The sequence below is a fragment of the Clostridium sp. CM039 genome, assembly GCF_055081075.1.
Window position 1 is genome coordinate 3,797,162 of the sequence record NZ_CM143649.1, and the last position, 18,525, is coordinate 3,815,686.

Consider the following 18,525-nt stretch of genomic DNA (forward strand, 5'->3'; position numbering starts at 1 on the left):
TACATATTGATTTAACGAAAAAAATGTTGTAGTATTGATATACAACTATAAATACGAACAATTAATAAAAAACAAAACTTAATATTCGCAAACTCATATAAGCTTAGAAATATGGACTAAGCGTTTCTACCAAGTAGCCGTAAAATACTTGACTATGGGTGTTTTAATAAAAATAGTTAAATAATTCTAAAATGAATTTTTTTATTATAAACTCCCTAGCTAACGCGTTAAGCCGTTAATAGAGGAGTTTTTTGTTTTGCAATGAATCGTATGTTGAAAATATAGTTAATAAAGGAGAAGATTATGGAAATATTAAAGGATAAAATATTAACGCAAGGGTCAGTAATAGGTAGTGGAATTTTAAAGGTTGATAGTTTTTTGAATCATCAAATTGATATAGTGCTATTAAATGAAATTGGAAAAGAATTTAAAAAAAGGTTTGCACAACATGAAATCACAAAAATATTAACAGTTGAAGCATCAGGTATAGGAATAGCATGTATTGTGGCACAATACTTTGGTAACATTCCTGTAGTTTTTGCAAAAAAACATGAAGCCACTAATTTGGATAGCAATACATATGAAGCTGATGTGTTTTCTTTTACAAAAAATAAGAATTATAAAATTAGAACTAGTAAAAAATATATAAAAAAAGAAGATAAGATTTTAATAATTGATGACTTTTTAGCTAATGGGAATGCTGCATTAGGACTTATAAAAATTGTACGTCAGGCTGAAGCCGAAGTGGTTGGAGTGGGAATTGTAATCGAAAAAGCATTTCAAAATGGAAGAATATGCATAGAAAAGGAGGGTGTTAAAGTAGAATCATTAGCCATAATAAAATCTTTACAAGATAACAAGATAGTTTTTAGCTAAGACTTATTATTTATTATAGGGGAGGAATTAACAATGAAGAAAAAATTAGGAAGTTTATTAATAGTACTTACATTAGTTATGCCTTTAATGCTTGCAGGATGTGGCACTGATAAGAAAACTGAGACAAAAGGTACGCAAAAAAAGGAAATAAACGTAGGGTTTATATATGTAGGACCTGTAGGTGACGAAGGCTGGACTTACTCTCATGATGTTGCAAGAAAAGAGATTGAAAAACAGCTAGCTGTAAAAACTTTGTATAAAGAATCAGTAAAAGAGGATTTAGCAGAAGTTGAAAAAGTATGTGAAGAAATGATTAATCAAGGAGCTAACGTTATTGTAGGAACAAGTTTTGGATTTATGGATGGAATGGAAGCATCAGCTGCGAAACATCCTGAAGTTAAATATCTACATGCATCTGGGTACAAAACTTCAGAAAATATGTCAAACTATTTTGGACGTATCTATCAAGCAAGGTATCTTTCAGGGATAGTTGCTGGAATGAAGACTAAAACTAATAAAATAGGATATGCAGCAGCACACCCAATTCCAGAAGTAATAAGAGGAATAAATGCTTTTGCTCTAGGGGTACAATCAGTGAATCCGAAAGCTGTAGTAAAAGTAAAATGGACTAATACTTGGTATGACCCAGCTAGAGAAAAAGAAGCAGGAAAGGCACTTATTGCAGAAGGTGTAGACGTAATTACCCAGCATCAAGATACTGCAGGACCATTACAAGCTGCAGAAGAAGCAGGAATATCCGCTATTGGATATAATACAGATATGAAAGCTAAAGCACCTAAAGCATATATGACATCGCCAGTTTGGAATTGGACACCATATTATGTTGAGCAAATAAAAGCTATTAAAGCCGGTACGTGGAAATCAGGAAGTTATTGGAAAGGTTTAGAATCTGGAGTAGTGAGTCTTGCGCCGCTCACAGAAAATGCACCAACTGGAGCAAAAGAGGCTGTAGAAAAGGCTAAAACAGAGATTCTTTCAGGTGAAAACAAAATATTTGTAGGACCTTTAAAGGACCAAACGGGAACTACTAAAATTGAAAAAGGTAAAGTCATGACAGATGAGGAATTACTACAATTTAATTGGTTTGTTAAAGGCGTAGAAGGAAAAATAGAGAAATAATATATGATTTTAAAATATGGAGGAGATGATTTAATATGAATGAAATCCCTTATGTATATATAGAGAATATTAGTAAGACCTTCGGAAAGGTAATAGCTAATAAGAATATGAATTTAACGGTGCATGGTGGGGAAATTCATGCGCTACTAGGTGAAAATGGGGCAGGTAAAAGCACTCTCATGAATATGCTATCAGGGGTATATACTCCTGATAGTGGCTCTATTTTTATTCATGGGAAAAATATGAATTTTACTTCTCCAAAGGATGCTATTAAAGCTGGTATAGGAATGATTTATCAGCATTTTAAATTAGTTGAGGAAATGACTGCGAAGCAAAATATATTACTGGGTCAAAATAGAGGCTTATTTTTTAATGACAAGTTAGAAATTAAAAAGATTAATGATATATGTGTAAAATTTCATTTAGAGATGGATGTAAACAAATATGTTTGTGATATGGCAGTAGGAGAGAGGCAAAATCTTGAAATACTTAAAGTACTTTATAGAGGTGCTGATGTCTTGGTATTAGATGAACCTACTACGGTGTTTACTCAACGTGAAACTGAAAAATTATTTAAAATAATGAGAAAGATGAAAGAACAAGGCTGTGCAATTATATTTATAAGTCATAAAATGGATGAAGTAATGGAGATATGTGACAAAATTACTGTATTAAGAAAAGGTGAAGCTATAAAAACAGTTGAAAAAGAAAATACCACTCCAAAGCAATTAACAGAACTTATGATGGGTCGCAAAGCGGATTTATCTATAAATAAGGTAAATAAAGAGCCAGGAGATATAATGCTTAAGGTAAAGGACTTGAAAGTGTTAAATGCTGAAAAGGCAGAGATAATTAAAAATATTAGTTTCAGCCTAAGAAGTTCTGAAATTCTTGGCGTGGCTGGAATTGCTGGAAGTGGCCAAAGGGAATTATGTGAGGCCATTGCAGGAATTGAGAAGGTAGCAAGTGGTGAAATAGTTCTTGAGGGGGAGAATCTAGTAGGGAAATCTCCTAGAGATATTATTAATAAAGGCATAAGTATGAGCTTTATACCAGAAGATAGATTAGGAATGGGACTTGTTGCTTCTATGGGAATGGTGGATAACCTTTTGCTAAAGGATTACCACACGCAAAAGGGGATATTTATAGATAGAAAACCAGTCGTAATTAAAGCAAAAAAAATGGTTGAGAAATTTGAAATTAAGACACCGGACATACATCATCCCATAAAATATTTATCAGGTGGGAATATTCAAAAAATATTAGTTGGAAGAGAATTAAGTATGTATCCGAAGATTCTTGTTATGGCATATGCGGTAAGGGGCTTGGATATTAATACATGTTATACGATTTACGACCTAATAAGTCAAGAGAAGGAAAAAGGAACGGCAGTATTATTCATTGGAGAAGATTTGGATGTGTTAATTAAGTTGTGCGATAGGATTATGGTGCTTTGTGATGGTGAGGTTACTGGCATTGTTGATGCGAAAAAAGCTTCAAGAGAAGAAATTGGTATGATGATGGTGGGAAATACTGCCCAGATGGAGGAGAATTAGATGATGAAGATTGTTAAAAGAGCTGAAACTCGCAAAACTGATAATTTTAAAATTAGAAGCATTGCAATCCTCCTATCATTATTGGTACTAGGTATGTTTTTGTTAGTAATTAAACTTAATCCAATAGACGTATATGCGTCTCTTATAAAGGGAAGCTTTGGCTCGGGTTATAGTATTAAGCAAACACTTATTAAGGCAATACTACTGATTGTAGCTTCTCTTGGAATATCGATAGCCTTCAAGATGCAATTTTGGAATATTGGTGGAGAAGGACAAATAGTAATGGGAGCCTTTGCTGCTACTTTTTTTGCATTGAAATTTCCCTATATGGATAAATTACCATTGTTATTAATAATGTTTTGTGCAGGTATTTTAGGCGGAGGGTTATGGGCATTAATTGCAGCCTTACTTAAGGGGAAATGGAATACTAATGAAACGATTGTAACATTAATGCTAAATTACATAGCCTTAAAGTTTATTACATACCTACAATATGGACCTTGGAAGGATAAGAGAGCAATGGGTTTCCCTAAAATACCTAACTTATCGCCAAATGCAACGCTTCCAGATGTTTTTGGTATACATATGGGATGGATAATCGCAATTATACTTGTGATTATAGTGTATATTTTCATGAAATATACTAAGAAGGGTTATGAAATTTCGGTGCTTGGAGAAAGTGAAAAAACAGCATTGTATGCAGGCATTAAAATTAGAAAAACCATGTACATAGCTATATTTTTAAGTGGAGCACTATGTGGAATTGCAGGTGTAATTCAAGTATCAGCTGTAAGTAGGACACTGTCTGCACAAGTTGCAGGTGGGGCAGGATTTACAGCTATAATTATTGCTTGGCTTTCAGGATTAAGTGCACCCATTATAGTAATAGTATCTATACTATTTGCGGCTCTATTACAAGGAGCGTCATTTATTCAAACAGCATTTGGAATACCTGAAGCGGCTGCACAATTAATACAAGCAATTATACTGTTTTTTGTATTAGGCAGTGAATTCTTCATTAAATATAAAATAAATTTTAACTATCAAGGCATATTAAAGGAGGAAAATAGAAATGAATAGTATAACAACATTTTTAGCCGCTGCGGTTGTAGCAGGTACACCTCTACTTTTTGCCACATTAGGTGAATTATTAACTGAAAAGGTAGGTAACCTTAATTTAGGTGTAGAAGGCATGATGCTTATGGGATCTGTCATTGGATTTATGGCAGGCTTAAGTACGGGAAATCCTGTTATAGCAATGATAGCTGCAGCGATTTCAGGAGCCTTTGGAGCGTTAATTTATGCGTTTTTAACTATAACACTTCGGGCAAATCAAGTTGTATGTGGTCTTACGCTAACTATATTTGGAACAGGGTTCTCAAGTATGATAGGTAAAAAATTGATTGGGCAAGTTACCCCAGATAAGGTTAAATCATTTTTCGTACCTAAAAGAATTCCATTAATTGGAGATGTACCTTTTATAGGAGATATATTTTTTAATCAAGATGTGTTTGTATATTTGGGATATATTATAACTTTGCTTTTGTTTATATATTTATATAAAACTACTAAGGGCTTAAACACCATGGCAGTTGGCGAAAATCCTGCAGCTGCCGATGCAGCTAGTATAAACGTTAATTTGTATAAATATGTGAATACATTAGTAGGCGGAGCTCTTTGTGGTCTTGGAGGAGCATATCTATCTCTTGTTTATGTTCCAGCATGGCAGGAGAATGTAACATCTGGTAGAGGATGGATAGCAGTGGCCTTAGTAATTTTTGCAACTTGGAGACCTCATAGAGCGATTATAGGAGCATACCTTTTTGGAGGGCTTGACATAGTAGGTTTTAGACTTCAAGGATTACCTAATTTTTCAGTATCTCAATATCTTATTGATTTGCTACCATATTTAGTTACAATAATTATTTTAGTAATAGTATCAATGAAAAAATCTAGTAAAAACTCACCACCGGCTGGACTCGGAAACCCCTATTTTAGAGAAGAAAGATAGTTAATTTCTCGAATTTTTTTACATGATACATAATAGGGGACATTTAATAATTATTCAAATGCAAATAGTTGTTAACTGTCCCCAATTATTTTATGTTTTGTGTATAATAATAGTATGATATATAATAGGAATGGTGACAAAATGAAATATGCAGTTATTACATTTACAGAAAAGGGAGATCAAATAGCTAATATTTTAGCTTCAAGCCTTAACATTGATTTGTATTCAAAGAAAAAGCAAAGTGATTTTAATTTTAAGGAAGTTAGTAGAAATGTAATGGAAAACTATAGAGGTGTAATATTTATAAGTTCTACAGGTATTGCAGTTAGAGCTATAGCGCCATACATAAAAAGTAAGGATGTGGACCCTGCAGTATTAGTTATAGATAATTCTTGTAATTATGTTATAAGTCTTTTAAGCGGTCATTTAGGAGGCGCAAATGAGCTTACATTAAAGGTTAGTAAGCTTCTCGAATCACAAGCGATAATAACTACTGCTACAGATAATTTAGGTATTTATGCTCCAGATATGATAGCAAAAGATAATGGACTTATAATTGAAGATTTGAAAAAAGCAAAAGAAATAGCGGCTCTTTTAGTAGAGGGAAGAAAAATTGGATTTTTTGATGAAAGAGGGATAGTACAAACGCCCGTTGGATATAGTAGTAATTTAGAGGACATTAGTGGGTTACTATACATTTGCAGCTCAGAGAGTACTGATAATCATTTAAAGGGACATATAGTGCCTACGCTTAAATTAATAAGAAGAAATATCGTACTAGGGATAGGATGTAGAAAAGATTTTTCAACCCAGAAAATGAAACAAACTGTATTAAGGGTTCTTAAAGAATATAATATAGATATTAGGTCTATAAAGTCTATAACGACGATTTTGATAAAAAAAGATGAGGTTGCAATAAATGCGCTAGTAGATTATTTTAAATGCCAACTTAAAATATTTACGGCAGAAGATATAAAGCAAGTACAACATAAATTTTACGGTAGTGATTTCGTTGAAAAAACTATTGGAGTTAGAGCTGTTTGTGAGCCTTGTGTAGAACTTAGTGGTGCAAGGATTATAAAAAATAAGATGAAATTAGATGGTATGACGTTATGTATAGGTGAAGTATGATATAATAAAGAAGATATTTTTAGTAACAATTATGCAATAAGAGGAGTGTATTTATATGACAACAGATAATAAAGAAGAAGTTATAATGAAAGATATGACAGTAGATAGTAGTGAAGAAATTACAATGAAAGATGCGATGGATAATACTGATGACGTGCTTTTAGCTAAAAAAAGTGAAGATAGCGTTAAAGTTTGGGAAAAATTACAGGAAATCGTAGATGAGAATAAAACGTTAGAAGTAACAGTTAGTGACATAGTAAAAGGCGGAGCTACGGCTTATATTGATGGAGTTAGAGCATTTATACCTGCGTCACAAATCTCAGATTCATATATAGAAAACCTAGAAGACTTTAAAGGCAAAACTTTAGAAGTTAAAATAATAGAACTTGATAAAGAAAATAAAAACATAGTTCTATCAAGAAGAGTAATAGAAAAAGAAGAGAATGAAGGTAAAAAAGATATAATTTGGAATGAACTCAAAAAGGGCGATAAGAGAAAAGGTGTTATAACTAGACTTGCTAAATTTGGTGCTTTTGTAGATTTAGGCGGCATTGATGGTCTTATTCACGTTTCACAATTATCATGGAAAAGAGTTCAAGATCCAGCAGAGGTAGTGTCAGTTGGAGATGAAGTTGAAGTTACTATTTTAGATTTTGATAAAGAAAAAGGAAGAATATCTTTAGGACTTAAATCAGAAGCAGGAAACCCATGGAAGAATATAGTAAGCAACTACAAGCCTGGTGCTATAGTAGAAGGAACTGTTGTAAAATTAATGGATTTCGGTGCTTTTGTACAACTTGAATCAGGAGTAGAAGGACTAGTTCATTTATCAGAAATATCAGAAGAACGTATAGCAAAAGTTTCTGACGTATTAAAAGTTGGAGAAGTTGTAAAAGTTAAAATCGGTGAAATAAACGAAAAAGATAGAAGAATAAGCCTAAGTATTAGAGAAGCAGCAAGAGGAAATGAAGATTTTTCACAATATAAGCAAGAAGAAGAAGCTGGATTAACTTTAGCTGATATATTAGGAGATAAATTCAAAAACTTTAAATTTGAATAAAATTGTAAGTAAAAATAATTAATAATAGTTTTACTTAATAGAGCTACAAGAAGCATAGATTTTTAAAAAAGTCTATGCTGAATTAAGAAGATGATTTCTGTATTGTAAACAGGAGTCATCTTTTTTAGGTTCCATTGATATCTAAATTTAATATCTACTTTTAATAGATTTTTTTAGAAGCGTATGGTAATATATTTATAAAATGTAATTTAATGATATGAAAGAAGGGGATTTTAGTGAGTGAAGTTAAAAAACTTAAAACAAGAGATGAAATTGACAGCATGTACAAGTGGAACGTCCAAAAGATGTATAAGAGTTCTGCGGCGTGGGAAGAAGATTTTGAAATACTAAGATCTAAAGCACCAGAAATGCAAAGATTTTCAGGGAAACTGGGCACTGCTGAGGAGTTATTATCATTTTTAGAAAGCAATGTAGAGATTCAAAGACTTCTAGAAAAATTGCTTGTATATGCACATTTAAGAGGGGATGAGGATACAGCTAAGGCAGAGTTTCAAGTACTTAAAAATAAGATTGATTCATATGCCGCAGAAGTTTCGAGTGCCACTGCATTTTTTGTCCCTGAACTATTATCATTAAAAGAGGGCTTTATAGATGAGGCAATTTGTAAGATTCCAAAACTTAAAATATATGAATTCTACTTACTAGATATTTTAAGTCAAAAGCCTCATACATTAAGTGTAGAGGGAGAAAAGCTATTAGCATCTGTAAGCGACTGCTTAAATGCCCCGGGAAATATATTTGAAATGCTTACAAATGCAGATATGACGTTTCCAAGTATAAAAGATGAAAAAGGTAATGAAATTGAATTAACAGAAGGAAACTACAGTATTTTTATAAAATCGAAGGATAGAAGGGTAAGAAAAGATGCCTTTGAAACATTATTTGGAACATATAAGGGGTTTAGAAATACGTTAACAACATCTTTAACATCATCAATAAAAAACTTTGTATTTAATGCAAAAACAAGAAATTATGCATCAGCATTAGAAAGCTCATTAAAGCCTAATAATATTCCAGTAGAGGTTTATCATAATGTGGTGGATACTATAAACAACAATCTAGACTCCCTCCATAAATATGTAAGACTTAAAAAGAAACTTTTAGGACTTGATGAAATTCATATGTATGATTTATATGTGCCAATAGTTGATGCGGTGCAAGATAGTATTGAGTATGAAGATGCTGTTAAGTTAGCATTAGATGGTATAAAACCTTTGGGTCAAGAATATTTAAATATATTTAAAGAAGGAATTAGTGAAGGCTGGGTAGATGTATTTGAAAATAAGGGTAAACGTTCTGGGGCATATTCTTCGGGATGCTATGACAGTATGCCATACGTACTCTTGAATTATAATCACCAATTAAATGATGTATCTACGCTTGCTCATGAAATGGGGCACTCTATTCATTCTTATTATTCAAGGAAGAATCAACCGTATATATATTCAGAGTATGAGTTATTCTGTGCGGAAGTAGCATCTACAACTAATGAATGTTTACTAATAGATTATTTAATTAAAAATGAGACAGATAAGAAGAAAAGACTATTCTTAATAAATCAGCAATTGGAAGGAATAAGAACTACAGTATTTAGACAATGTATGTTTGCAGAGTTTGAAAAAACAACCCATGAAAATTTTGAGCAGGGTAACCCATTATCTCCAGAGGACTTATGTAAAATTTATCATGATTTAAACCGAAAATATTTTGGAGCTGAAATGGTGGTAGATGAGGGTATTGATATGGAATGGGCAAGAATTCCTCACTTTTACAGCGACTTCTATGTATATCAATATACTACAGGTTTTGCAGCAGCTAATTCTTTCAGTAAAATGATAGTTGAAGAGGGCGAAAGCGCTGTAGAAAGATATAAAGGATTCTTAAAGAGCGGTGGAAGTGACTATCCAATAAATATACTTAAAAAAGCAGGGGTAGATATGTCGTCACCAAAACCTTTAGAGGATACTATAAGAAGATTTGATGAATTATTAGAAATGCTCGAAAAAGAGATATAAAAAAGTATTGGATTTCTCCTGGGGGACTTGCAATAAGAACTTGAAACGTAAAATTTTGTTAAGAAATTCTAAATGAAATTTCAATGTTTCTACATTTCTTATTGCAAGTCGCTTTCAGAGAAATCCAATACTTATTATTTAGATCTTATTTTGAACATTTTTATGACATAGTAGAGGCAAAGATTGCAGGATTTAATACAATGTCAAAAAAAGAAAAAGAAGAATATAATGTTGTTTCCTTGTGTAAATACACGGGGAAATTCATGTTTATGATTGATTTTGAATAAAGGATTTATATGAGCATTATAATTTTAATATATTTAATGGCAGATTTGGTATTGTACAAAGTATAGAGAATACAATAGAAAGAATAATACAAGGAATATAGTGTAGGTAATTAGACCGTATTTATAGTATTCCATGATACATTCTTATATAGATATAAGACGATAAGTACTAAATATATAGTTTGAACTATTATAGTATTTATAGTAAACTATACGTAGAATATAATCGAATTATAGGAGTGCATATAGAAATATGGAAGTAGTAAAAGTGAAAACAGAAGAGGGTAAGGAAAGATATTTTGTTGCAGATGATAATGGATTGCCTATAGAACCAATATTAAAGTTTATTAGGTTTAAGGATAATACTAACTTTGCAAGGAATACTTTAAGAATGTATTGTCAGCATTTAAAGTTATACTTTGAATACTTACAGCAAAGAGATTTAGATTTTCAAAAGGTAACTATAGATGATTTAGCTTTATTCGTGAACTGGTTACAGAATCCTTATAAGAGTTTAAAGGTAATTCCAACGCATCAAGTTGATGAGGCAAGAAGTCCAAGAACGGTAAATATTATAGTAAATGCAGTTTTATCGTTTTATGACTATATTTTAAGACATGAGGAATATAGCAATAACATTTCAGATAGACTTAAAAAGTTTGTATCTACGCCAAGTAGAAACTTTAAAGGTTTCTTATATGGAATAGCTCATGAACAGAAGAAAGTTACAAGCAATATATTAAGGCTTAAAGTTCCAAAATCTAACCCTAAAATACTTACTAAAAATGAAATAGGAACGCTCGTTAGAGCTTGTAATAACCTTAGAGATAAGTTTCTATTAATATTACTATATGAAACAGGAATGAGAATAGGCGAAGCCTTATCTTTATGGATTGAAGATTTTGATATAAGCGACATGATTATAGACCTCCAAGATAGAGGTGAACTTGAAAATAACGCTGAAATTAAAACAGTATCAAGTCCGAGAAGGATTGATATATCGCAGAATTTAGCTGATATGTTTATGGAGTATATAGCTGAATATCATACCGAGGAAGTTGAGACTAACCATATATTCATAAAAATAAGTGGTGAAAACAAATACAAAGCTATGGATTATGTTGATGTTGATAATTTATTTAGAACATTGAAAAAGAAAACAGGTATATATGTTACGCCACATATGTTCAGGCATAGTTCTTTGACAGTTTTAAGAATGTCAGGATGGCAACCAGAATTACTTAGAATAAGAGCAGGACATAAAAATATCTATACTACTATGAATACTTATATTCACCCTTCTGATAAAGAAATAACGGAAGAGTTTAATAAAACTCAACCGAATCTAGACTTAGATATATACAACGGAGGGGATGAATAAAGTGAAGAATTTACAAAAGACAAGTAGTAATCAACAAAGCAAGTATGATGAAATAATTGAGTATTTACAACAAGATAAAGGATACTGGTTAGAAAATGATAAATGGGATTTAACTAAAGATTTTTTCATGGGTAAAGTTACAAGAAATATTAGAAATGTGAATTTTTCTAATATTTCTAATGAATTTTTAAAAACTGAATTAAAATTCTATATTGTTTTTAGCTTCAAGGAAAATTTGCTTAAAAATTCTTATATTATAAGTTTAGCTTCAACATTCAAGCATTTTAGTAACTTCCTAAATAATAATTTTTTAAAATATATAAGTTTTAATGATATAGATAATAATAAATTTCAGCTTAAATTTAAAAATTATCTTGTAACTGTGGGATTTAGAATGTCAGACAAAGGAAAAATTAATTCTATGGAAATGAATAATATACCTTATGTTTTAGATTTTATTAAAGATTTTTCTGATGATAGAGAAGAAACTGAAAAAGATATATGGTATTCAAAGAATATTCCAGGTGCTAAAATCTCTGCAAGTGGGGGTAAATGTGGAAGTGCGTCTTTAAATTTTAATACATTACCTATTTATTACAAAGATATAGTAAAACGCTATTTTAGAACTATAGTAACAAAAAAATCTTGGAGTACTTGTTATGAATATTTACTAAGAATAAATTATTTTTTTAATTATTATTATCAAAACAATTACGGAGATGGATTTTTAGAGAATATAAGCAGAAATGATATAGAAAAATATATATATTATGTTGGTAATGACAGAAAAGATAAAGCTAAGACAGAAACATCTAAATATATAAGCTGGATTAGATTATTTTTAGAATATATTCAAATGGCTCAATATGATAAAGCTCCTAAAAAAGGAATATCATTTTTGATGTTTCAAGATGATATTCCTAAAAGAGAATTAAATAAAGATGAAGTTAAGAAAGCAAAATTTATTCCTGAGCCAATATTAAAGCAATTTGATAATAACATCATGGATTTAGATAGACCACAGTATATTCCTATATATATTCTTCTTAGAGAAACAGGATGGCGTGGTACTGATATATTAAACCTTAGATATCATAATTGCTTAGAACAAATATGGAATAGTAAAGAACAATCCTATAATTATTATCTTTGTGGTGAAATAACTAAAACAGGCATAGCACAACTTAAGATACCTATAAGAGATAAAGTAGCCGAAATGGTTGAAAAATGTATTGATAAAGCTAAGAAGCAAAGCACCGAAGAAAATAATCCGAAGAAATATTTATTTGATACCTATGAAGGTAAGTTAAAAGGAAGACCGTTAAGCAAACCATCTTTATTACTTACTATTCAAAGATTAATTAAACAAAAAGATATTAGAGGTGTTAATGGTGAATTATATCACTTAAACCTCCATTCACTAAGACATACAAGGGCTAAAGAATATGTAGAGCAAGGTATGGGAATTAGTATTATACAGCAAATATTAGGGCATAGAAGCCTTCAAATGACAGTTCATTATGCTACAGTTAGTGAAAATATGCTTTATGAGAAATGGAAGAATATCGAGGATTTAGAATTATTTAAAGTTAATACTGAAACTAATGAACTTATAGAAGTAGATGTAGCAACTGAGGCAGGAGAAAATCTTATTAGATATGAATATGTTAAAAAGAATTTAGATGCTGTAAGAGTTCCTTTTGGAGTATGTTTTAAAGCATCAAAGATACCTTGTAAGCAACAAATGAACCATTGTTTAACTTGTGCAAGTTTCTGTACTACTACCGAAAATGTCCCCGAATACGAGGAAGAAATACTAAAAGTTAAAACACAGATTGAAGTTAGTGATAAATTTGGCAGAGAATTATGGTCAGAAAAGAATAAGCAGTATTTAAATATATTGGAGAAAACATTAGGAAACGTTCGAGAACAAAAGTTGGTTCATAAGAACGGCAAATCGAGGGAGGATTCATAATGGAAGACCATACTAAAGGATTAAAAGAATATGCAAAAAATAAGAGTAAGATTACTTTGGAAAAGGTTGATAAAGCCATTAGGGAACTGTCTTTGACTGAACAAAAAATTAATTTTAATAGTGTTTCTCAATTAGGCGGTGTTTCTAAGACTTTTCTTTATAACAATGAAGAGACTAAGAAAAGGATTGAGGAACTTAGAGATAAGCAAACCAGTAGAAGTATGAACCAAAGAGCTAAATATGATAAAACAGCTAAATCTAAAGACATTATCATAATGGCTAAGGATAAAAAGATTAAAGAACTTGAAGAAGAGAATAAGAAGTTGAAAAAGCAATTAGAGATTCTTAGAGGTAAGTTATATGAAAAGATGTAAATGTCGCAATGGTAATCAAATACGTAATACTATATTTTATTAGGTAGGTGGATTTGTGTGGAAATTATAAAGTTGCAGAAAAATGATATCAAAAATGCTCTTAATTTAGTGTGGACAGTTTTTCAAGAATTCGAAGCACCCGATTACTCAAAACAAGGCATTGAAGAATTCAGAAAATTTATATCTTATAATTCTAACATTGAAAAGTTTGATAAAGGAGAATTATACTTTTGGGGATGTATAGATAATGATGATTTAGTAGGTGTACTTTCAACAAGAGGAATTAATCATATATGCATGCTCTTTGTAAATAAAGAGTATCATAGACGAGGTATAGCAAGAAGTTTATTTCAGATAGTTGAAGAGAACTGTAAAAGCCAGAATAATATTAGCCAGATTACATTAAATTCATCTCCATATGCAATATCAATTTATCATCATCTTGGTTTTTTTGATACAGACAAAGAGCTTACTATGAATGGTATTAGATATACCCCCATGTCATATTTATTAAAGTAAAAAAGCAATACTTGTGGTTGAAATTAAGTCGTAATGTTCTTATAGAACTAAACCGCTAAAAACGGTGGCAGACAAGTGCTAATCATATTAATTTAATTTTTACTTAAATAAAATAGAAAGAAGTATCCTTATTTGACTAAGATACTTCTTTATTATAATACACACTTCCTATAAACTTTTATTGTCGAAATAAAAAATAAGGAAGTGTTATTATTTATGTCAGAATTAAAAGAAAAAATGAAAATGGATATGGAACTAAGGGGTTATAGTCCAATGACTATAAAAAGCTATATCAATCACGTTAGTAACTTTGCTAAATTTTACAACAAATCACCAAAGTATTTAGGTGAAAAAGAAATTTGTGACTATCTACATTATTGTATCATTAAAAAAAAATTAAGTGAAGGAACAGTTAATTATATTAATTCAAGTCTTAAATTTTTTTATACTAAAACTCTAAATAGATATTGGAATTCGGACAAAATTGCAAGGATGAAAGAACCATCAAAATTACCTGCTGTATTATCTCCAGATGAGGTTAAATCCATCTTTGATGTTACTGAAAACCTCAAGCATAAGGCAATTCTCATGACGGTCTACTCCGCAGGATTAAGAGTTAGTGAAGTTTGCAACCTAAAAATAACAGATATTGATAGTAAAAACATGCAAATATTAATTAGAGAGGGCAAAGGTAAAAAAGATAGATATTCATTGTTGTCTAAAGCAAATTTAGAAATCCTCAGAGAGTATTGGAGCAGATATCATCCTACGGAATATTTATTTTCTGGAAAGGGTCGTACAGATTCTATAAGTCCACGTAGTGTTCAGAAAACGCTCGAGAAATCTATAAAAAAAACTAAAATTACTAAGCATGCAACTGTCCATACGCTTCGCCATAGCTTTGCAACTCACTTATTGGATGCTGGTACGGATATCTGCTACATTCAAAGACTTTTAGGACATACCCGAATTACTACTACCACTATCTATTTACATCTTAGAAGGATGGATTTACTTAATATAAAGAGTCCGTTGGATATCCTCTTAGGAGAGAACGATGATTGAGATTCAAGATATATTCAATCAACATGGTGATGAATATAGGAGGAATCATCAGCTTCCGCTGAATATTTTAAAAACTATGATAGCTATTGAAGCTTGTAGAACAGCAGAGCTTGGTGGTCATGTAGACGAATGTGATGAATGTGGACACGTTAGGATTTCTTATAATTCCTGCCGAAACAGGCATTGTCCTAAATGCCAAACTTTATCCAAGGAAAGATGGCTTGAAAAAAGAAAAGAGGATTTATTATCCGTAGGGTATTTTCATGTAGTTTTCACTATTCCTGAAGAGCTTAACTATATAACATTAACAAACCAAAAGGAAATGTATTCTATTCTATTTAAATCTGTTTCTGAAACACTACTTGAACTTTCAAGTGATAAAAAACATTTAGGAGCAGAAATTGGATTTATGGCAATTTTGCATACGTGGGGTCAAAATTTAATGAATCATCCACACGTACATTGCATAGTTCCTAGTGGCGGATTAACTTTAGATGGTAACCGATGGATAAATTCAAAAAAAGATTTCTTTATCCCAGTGAAAGTGCTTTCAAGAAAATTTAGAGGTAAATTTTTATTTTACCTTAAAAGAGCTTATTATAGTAATGCACTTAAATATACTACAGGAATTGAGGAATTAACAAAGAAACATATATTTCAGAGCTTCATAGATAAGTTATATAAAAAAGAATGGATTGTATATTGTAGACCTCCTTTTGGGAGTGCGGAGTACGTACTTGAATACCTTGGTAGATATACTCATAGAGTAGCGATATCTAATCATCGAATTGTAAATTTAGAAAATGGATATGTAACATTTAAATGGAGAGATTATAAAGACCATAATAAAGAAAAGTTTATGACACTTACAGTAGATGAATTTATTAGAAGATTTCTCATGCATGTTTTACCAAGAAAGTTTGTTAAAATTAGACATTATGGAATATTAAGCAATAGAAATAGGTCAACTAAGCTTCAAAAATGCAAAGAACTTACAGGGACAATAGAAAATAAAAATCAAAATTTAGAAGTTAAGTTAAGTGCAGCGGAGCTTCTTTTAAAGCTTACAGGGATAGATATAAATATCTGTTCTTGCTGTGGTAAAGGTAAAATGATTACAAAAGAGAAATTAAATCGCCAAAATTATTCGCCACCAGGAGGAATAAATAAAATAGCATAAAGTTTTTATTTAGGGGAGGGGGAAATTACGTCTATTTTTAGAAAATAATCAAGGCTTAGAATGATTTAAGATGCATTTGTGGAAATTAAAGTTAATACTCTTAGTGTTAAAGAAAATTTCAGAAAGAGGGAAAAGATTGAATCTCCATAGTAGTGGAAACGCGGCATCGTTCTTTAGCTTGTTTCAGAAATTGAGCAACTTTAGTGGCTATCATCATTTAAGCATATACTTATGGTGATAGTTTTTATCGGCTCAACATCTGAATCCAAACCTATTCATATTGCGTACTAATTATAATCATAATGGTTTAATTATAAATAACATAGTTTATATGTAGTCTATGTATAGATAAAGTAAAATCAATCGGTGTAGCATTTGTTACACTAGATATTTAAAGGTGGTATTTAAAATGGAGAAAAAGCTTAGATATAGATTGATTACCGGAAAAGATGATGCGAACTTTTGTAAGAGAATTTCTGAATTACTTGATGAAGGTTATACATTATATGAATCTCCTTCATGTACATTTAACGGACAAGATGTAATTGTAGCACAAGCTGTAATTAAGAATGATAAAAAATAAATATTAAAAATTTAAATTACTTATAAATTGTAGATATTGCATGATTAAATATATTAATATGTAATAAATAGTTGTAAGAAATTACGATGAAATAATTTATTTGTAAACTTACGTCTACAGAACACTAACAACAAATGTACTCCTTGTGACAATATATATTATCGAATATCGATAATATATGTTGTTATTCAATAAAAACTTTGATATAATGTAAAAAATGTATTTTATAAGGGGATGCTTGATTATGAAAAAGGCTCTATCAATAAATTTTATCGAAGTATTTTTAGATGTTTTACTAACTGTATCAGGGCTTTTATTAGTAATGGGTGTATTACATGTACTACTTTATGGAAAGGCTGTATTTACTATAAATATTGGTATTAGTTTTATAGTTTATTTAATTTACATTTTAATGCTTTACAATCTACGCAAAATTGTCTGTAGTATTAAATTAACACCATTTTGTCTTGGCAACGTCAGGAGATTTAAAATAATTGGATATTATATGTTTTCTATAGCTATTTTTGATGCAATCATGAACTACAAAAGACAAGCTGGTATAGAAATATTTGCTACAAGATATGGGTCACTTAAAGGCAGTTTTTTTATGTATATTGTGTTAGCTTGTATGGCTTTAGCTTTAGCAGAAATATTCAAAAAAGCAATTGAAATAAAAGAAGAAAACGACTCGACTGTCTAAAGGAATATAATATTACAATTATCGTAAATTTGGATTTTATACACTTGAAGCTATTTCTCGTGAATTGCAATGCCAACCTGGTGATTTATTAGAATATAAAGAATAATATATATATAAGTTGCGTCGCAACATTCTAAAATAGAGCATCAATTGTATATCTACGATTGATGCTCTATTTTTGAAGACTTCGAAGGTTAGTCATATGATTTTTAACAGACAAGATGTAATTAATAATGACAATAATTAATGTTATTTTTTCCATTAGGGCAGTTTTAGGTATAAATTTCGATGGGGGAGAATCAATTAGTACAATTGTAATGGAAACGATTATGACGTTTTTAGTGTGGAATATTTTAACAGGTGTTTTAAGTGATGTATATTTTACTTGCCGTGAAAAATTAAAAAAGAGTAAAATATAGATGAAATGAATGTGGAAATTATTGCGATTTGGTGGTTTTTTATCTGCTATCCATAGTAGATACATCTTAGTGTAAATATGATATAGTATGAAGTTTTTCCGGAAATGACATGAAATAAGAAGTGCAGAAACATTGAAAGTTGATTTAGAAATTCTACCGATTTATGCGCAAAAAAAAGTATATGTTACATATAATGCATTGAAGCGAGCTTTAGAACTTCTTATTTTATTTT

General features: G+C 30.6%; 19 protein-coding genes and 1 riboswitch. All 19 genes read left to right on the forward strand.

The features are described from left to right. The first annotated feature begins 73 nt into the window (after nucleotides 1–73). Nucleotides 74–175, forward strand: a riboswitch (purine riboswitch). Nucleotides 176–303: 128 nt separating this feature from the next. The 19 genes from ACWJJ2_RS17840 to ACWJJ2_RS17930 all read left to right on the forward strand — a co-directional run bounded on the left by ACWJJ2_RS17840 (nucleotide 304) and on the right by ACWJJ2_RS17930 (nucleotide 18,293). After that, complete coding sequence (locus ACWJJ2_RS17840; RefSeq protein ID WP_165411646.1) at nucleotides 304–876, forward strand: xanthine phosphoribosyltransferase; 573 nt, start codon at nucleotides 304–306, stop codon at nucleotides 874–876. 33 nt (nucleotides 877–909) lie between these two features. Continuing rightward, nucleotides 910–2,016 (forward strand): BMP family ABC transporter substrate-binding protein, encoded by a 1,107-nt coding sequence (locus tag ACWJJ2_RS17845; protein ID WP_165411647.1) that lies wholly within the window; start codon nucleotides 910–912, stop codon nucleotides 2,014–2,016. A 35-nt stretch (nucleotides 2,017–2,051) separates the two neighbouring features. After that, the gene (locus ACWJJ2_RS17850; protein ID WP_462953633.1) at nucleotides 2,052–3,572 is read left to right on the forward strand and encodes an ABC transporter ATP-binding protein; all 1,521 of its coding nucleotides are present in this window, start codon (nucleotides 2,052–2,054) and stop codon (nucleotides 3,570–3,572) included. Continuing rightward, nucleotides 3,573–4,652 (forward strand): ABC transporter permease, encoded by a 1,080-nt coding sequence (locus ACWJJ2_RS17855; protein WP_165411649.1) that lies wholly within the window; start codon nucleotides 3,573–3,575, stop codon nucleotides 4,650–4,652. After that, nucleotides 4,645–5,583: an ABC transporter permease gene (locus ACWJJ2_RS17860; protein ID WP_462953634.1), complete on the forward strand. Its 939-nt coding sequence runs from the start codon at nucleotides 4,645–4,647 to the stop codon at nucleotides 5,581–5,583. Before ACWJJ2_RS17855 ends, ACWJJ2_RS17860 begins: the two co-directional genes overlap by 8 nt. 99 nt (nucleotides 5,584–5,682) lie before the next feature. Beyond that, on the forward strand, nucleotides 5,683–6,714 hold the full coding sequence (gene cbiG / locus ACWJJ2_RS17865) for a cobalt-precorrin 5A hydrolase (RefSeq protein WP_309550651.1): 1,032 nt from the start codon (nucleotides 5,683–5,685) through the stop codon (nucleotides 6,712–6,714). A gap of 55 nt (nucleotides 6,715–6,769) precedes the next feature. Further along, on the forward strand, nucleotides 6,770–7,774 hold the full coding sequence (gene rpsA / locus ACWJJ2_RS17870) for a 30S ribosomal protein S1 (protein WP_216301952.1): 1,005 nt from the start codon (nucleotides 6,770–6,772) through the stop codon (nucleotides 7,772–7,774). 236 nt (nucleotides 7,775–8,010) lie between these two features. Continuing rightward, nucleotides 8,011–9,810, forward strand: a complete 1,800-nt coding sequence (gene pepF, locus ACWJJ2_RS17875) for an oligoendopeptidase F (protein WP_462953635.1) — start codon at nucleotides 8,011–8,013, stop codon at nucleotides 9,808–9,810. An 83-nt stretch (nucleotides 9,811–9,893) separates the two neighbouring features. Further along, nucleotides 9,894–10,097 (forward strand): DUF3784 domain-containing protein, encoded by a 204-nt coding sequence (locus ACWJJ2_RS17880; protein ID WP_216301954.1) that lies wholly within the window; start codon nucleotides 9,894–9,896, stop codon nucleotides 10,095–10,097. Between the two features lie 253 nt (nucleotides 10,098–10,350). Further along, on the forward strand, nucleotides 10,351–11,478 hold the full coding sequence (locus ACWJJ2_RS17885; RefSeq protein ID WP_462953280.1) for a tyrosine-type recombinase/integrase: 1,128 nt from the start codon (nucleotides 10,351–10,353) through the stop codon (nucleotides 11,476–11,478). Beyond that, on the forward strand, nucleotides 11,471–13,453 hold the full coding sequence (locus tag ACWJJ2_RS17890; RefSeq protein WP_462953279.1) for a tyrosine-type recombinase/integrase: 1,983 nt from the start codon (nucleotides 11,471–11,473) through the stop codon (nucleotides 13,451–13,453). Before ACWJJ2_RS17885 ends, ACWJJ2_RS17890 begins: the two co-directional genes overlap by 8 nt. Then, the gene (locus ACWJJ2_RS17895; RefSeq protein ID WP_462953278.1) at nucleotides 13,453–13,827 is read left to right on the forward strand and encodes a DUF6262 family protein; all 375 of its coding nucleotides are present in this window, start codon (nucleotides 13,453–13,455) and stop codon (nucleotides 13,825–13,827) included. The genes ACWJJ2_RS17890 and ACWJJ2_RS17895 overlap by 1 nt, the downstream gene beginning before the upstream one ends. A 57-nt stretch (nucleotides 13,828–13,884) precedes the next feature. Then, nucleotides 13,885–14,346: a GNAT family N-acetyltransferase gene (locus ACWJJ2_RS17900; RefSeq protein WP_462953277.1), complete on the forward strand. Its 462-nt coding sequence runs from the start codon at nucleotides 13,885–13,887 to the stop codon at nucleotides 14,344–14,346. 216 nt (nucleotides 14,347–14,562) lie between these two features. Then, the gene (locus tag ACWJJ2_RS17905) at nucleotides 14,563–15,411 is read left to right on the forward strand and encodes a site-specific integrase (RefSeq protein WP_216304459.1); all 849 of its coding nucleotides are present in this window, start codon (nucleotides 14,563–14,565) and stop codon (nucleotides 15,409–15,411) included. Then, nucleotides 15,404–16,591, forward strand: coding sequence for an IS91 family transposase (locus ACWJJ2_RS17910; RefSeq protein WP_216304460.1), 1,188 nt, complete (start codon nucleotides 15,404–15,406; stop codon nucleotides 16,589–16,591). The genes ACWJJ2_RS17905 and ACWJJ2_RS17910 overlap by 8 nt, the downstream gene beginning before the upstream one ends. 409 nt (nucleotides 16,592–17,000) lie before the next feature. After that, nucleotides 17,001–17,174 (forward strand): DUF1737 domain-containing protein, encoded by a 174-nt coding sequence (locus tag ACWJJ2_RS17915; protein WP_165411659.1) that lies wholly within the window; start codon nucleotides 17,001–17,003, stop codon nucleotides 17,172–17,174. 244 nt (nucleotides 17,175–17,418) lie between these two features. Further along, nucleotides 17,419–17,874 carry a DUF2975 domain-containing protein gene (locus ACWJJ2_RS17920; protein ID WP_216301955.1) on the forward strand — a complete coding sequence of 152 codons (456 nt, stop codon included), beginning with the start codon at nucleotides 17,419–17,421 and terminating at the stop codon, nucleotides 17,872–17,874. A gap of 52 nt (nucleotides 17,875–17,926) precedes the next feature. Beyond that, nucleotides 17,927–17,980 (forward strand): hypothetical protein, encoded by a 54-nt coding sequence (locus tag ACWJJ2_RS17925; protein ID WP_216302039.1) that lies wholly within the window; start codon nucleotides 17,927–17,929, stop codon nucleotides 17,978–17,980. Nucleotides 17,981–18,107: 127 nt separating this feature from the next. Beyond that, entirely contained in the window at nucleotides 18,108–18,293 is a 186-nt protein-coding gene (locus ACWJJ2_RS17930; RefSeq protein WP_462953636.1) for a hypothetical protein, read from the forward strand. Nucleotides 18,294–18,525 lie beyond the last annotated feature (232 nt).

Excerpts from the sequence above, each read along its gene's own strand:
- ACWJJ2_RS17840 (WP_165411646.1), top strand. The coding sequence starts at position 304 with ATGGAAATATTAAAGGATAAAATATTAACGCAAGGGTCAGTAATAGGT.
- ACWJJ2_RS17845 (WP_165411647.1), top strand. The coding sequence starts at position 910 with ATGAAGAAAAAATTAGGAAGTTTATTAATAGTACTTACATTAGTTATG.
- ACWJJ2_RS17850 (WP_462953633.1), top strand. The coding sequence starts at position 2,052 with ATGAATGAAATCCCTTATGTATATATAGAGAATATTAGTAAGACCTTC.
- ACWJJ2_RS17855 (WP_165411649.1), top strand. The coding sequence starts at position 3,573 with ATGATGAAGATTGTTAAAAGAGCTGAAACTCGCAAAACTGATAATTTT.
- ACWJJ2_RS17860 (WP_462953634.1), top strand. The coding sequence starts at position 4,645 with ATGAATAGTATAACAACATTTTTAGCCGCTGCGGTTGTAGCAGGTACA.
- rpsA (WP_216301952.1), top strand. The coding sequence starts at position 6,770 with ATGACAACAGATAATAAAGAAGAAGTTATAATGAAAGATATGACAGTA.
- ACWJJ2_RS17880 (WP_216301954.1), top strand. The coding sequence starts at position 9,894 with ATGTTTCTACATTTCTTATTGCAAGTCGCTTTCAGAGAAATCCAATAC.
- ACWJJ2_RS17885 (WP_462953280.1), top strand. The coding sequence starts at position 10,351 with ATGGAAGTAGTAAAAGTGAAAACAGAAGAGGGTAAGGAAAGATATTTT.
- ACWJJ2_RS17890 (WP_462953279.1), top strand. The coding sequence starts at position 11,471 with ATGAATAAAGTGAAGAATTTACAAAAGACAAGTAGTAATCAACAAAGC.
- ACWJJ2_RS17895 (WP_462953278.1), top strand. The coding sequence starts at position 13,453 with ATGGAAGACCATACTAAAGGATTAAAAGAATATGCAAAAAATAAGAGT.
- ACWJJ2_RS17905 (WP_216304459.1), top strand. The coding sequence starts at position 14,563 with ATGTCAGAATTAAAAGAAAAAATGAAAATGGATATGGAACTAAGGGGT.
- ACWJJ2_RS17910 (WP_216304460.1), top strand. The coding sequence starts at position 15,404 with ATGATTGAGATTCAAGATATATTCAATCAACATGGTGATGAATATAGG.
- ACWJJ2_RS17915 (WP_165411659.1), top strand. The coding sequence starts at position 17,001 with ATGGAGAAAAAGCTTAGATATAGATTGATTACCGGAAAAGATGATGCG.
- ACWJJ2_RS17920 (WP_216301955.1), top strand. The coding sequence starts at position 17,419 with ATGAAAAAGGCTCTATCAATAAATTTTATCGAAGTATTTTTAGATGTT.
- ACWJJ2_RS17930 (WP_462953636.1), top strand. The coding sequence starts at position 18,108 with ATGACAATAATTAATGTTATTTTTTCCATTAGGGCAGTTTTAGGTATA.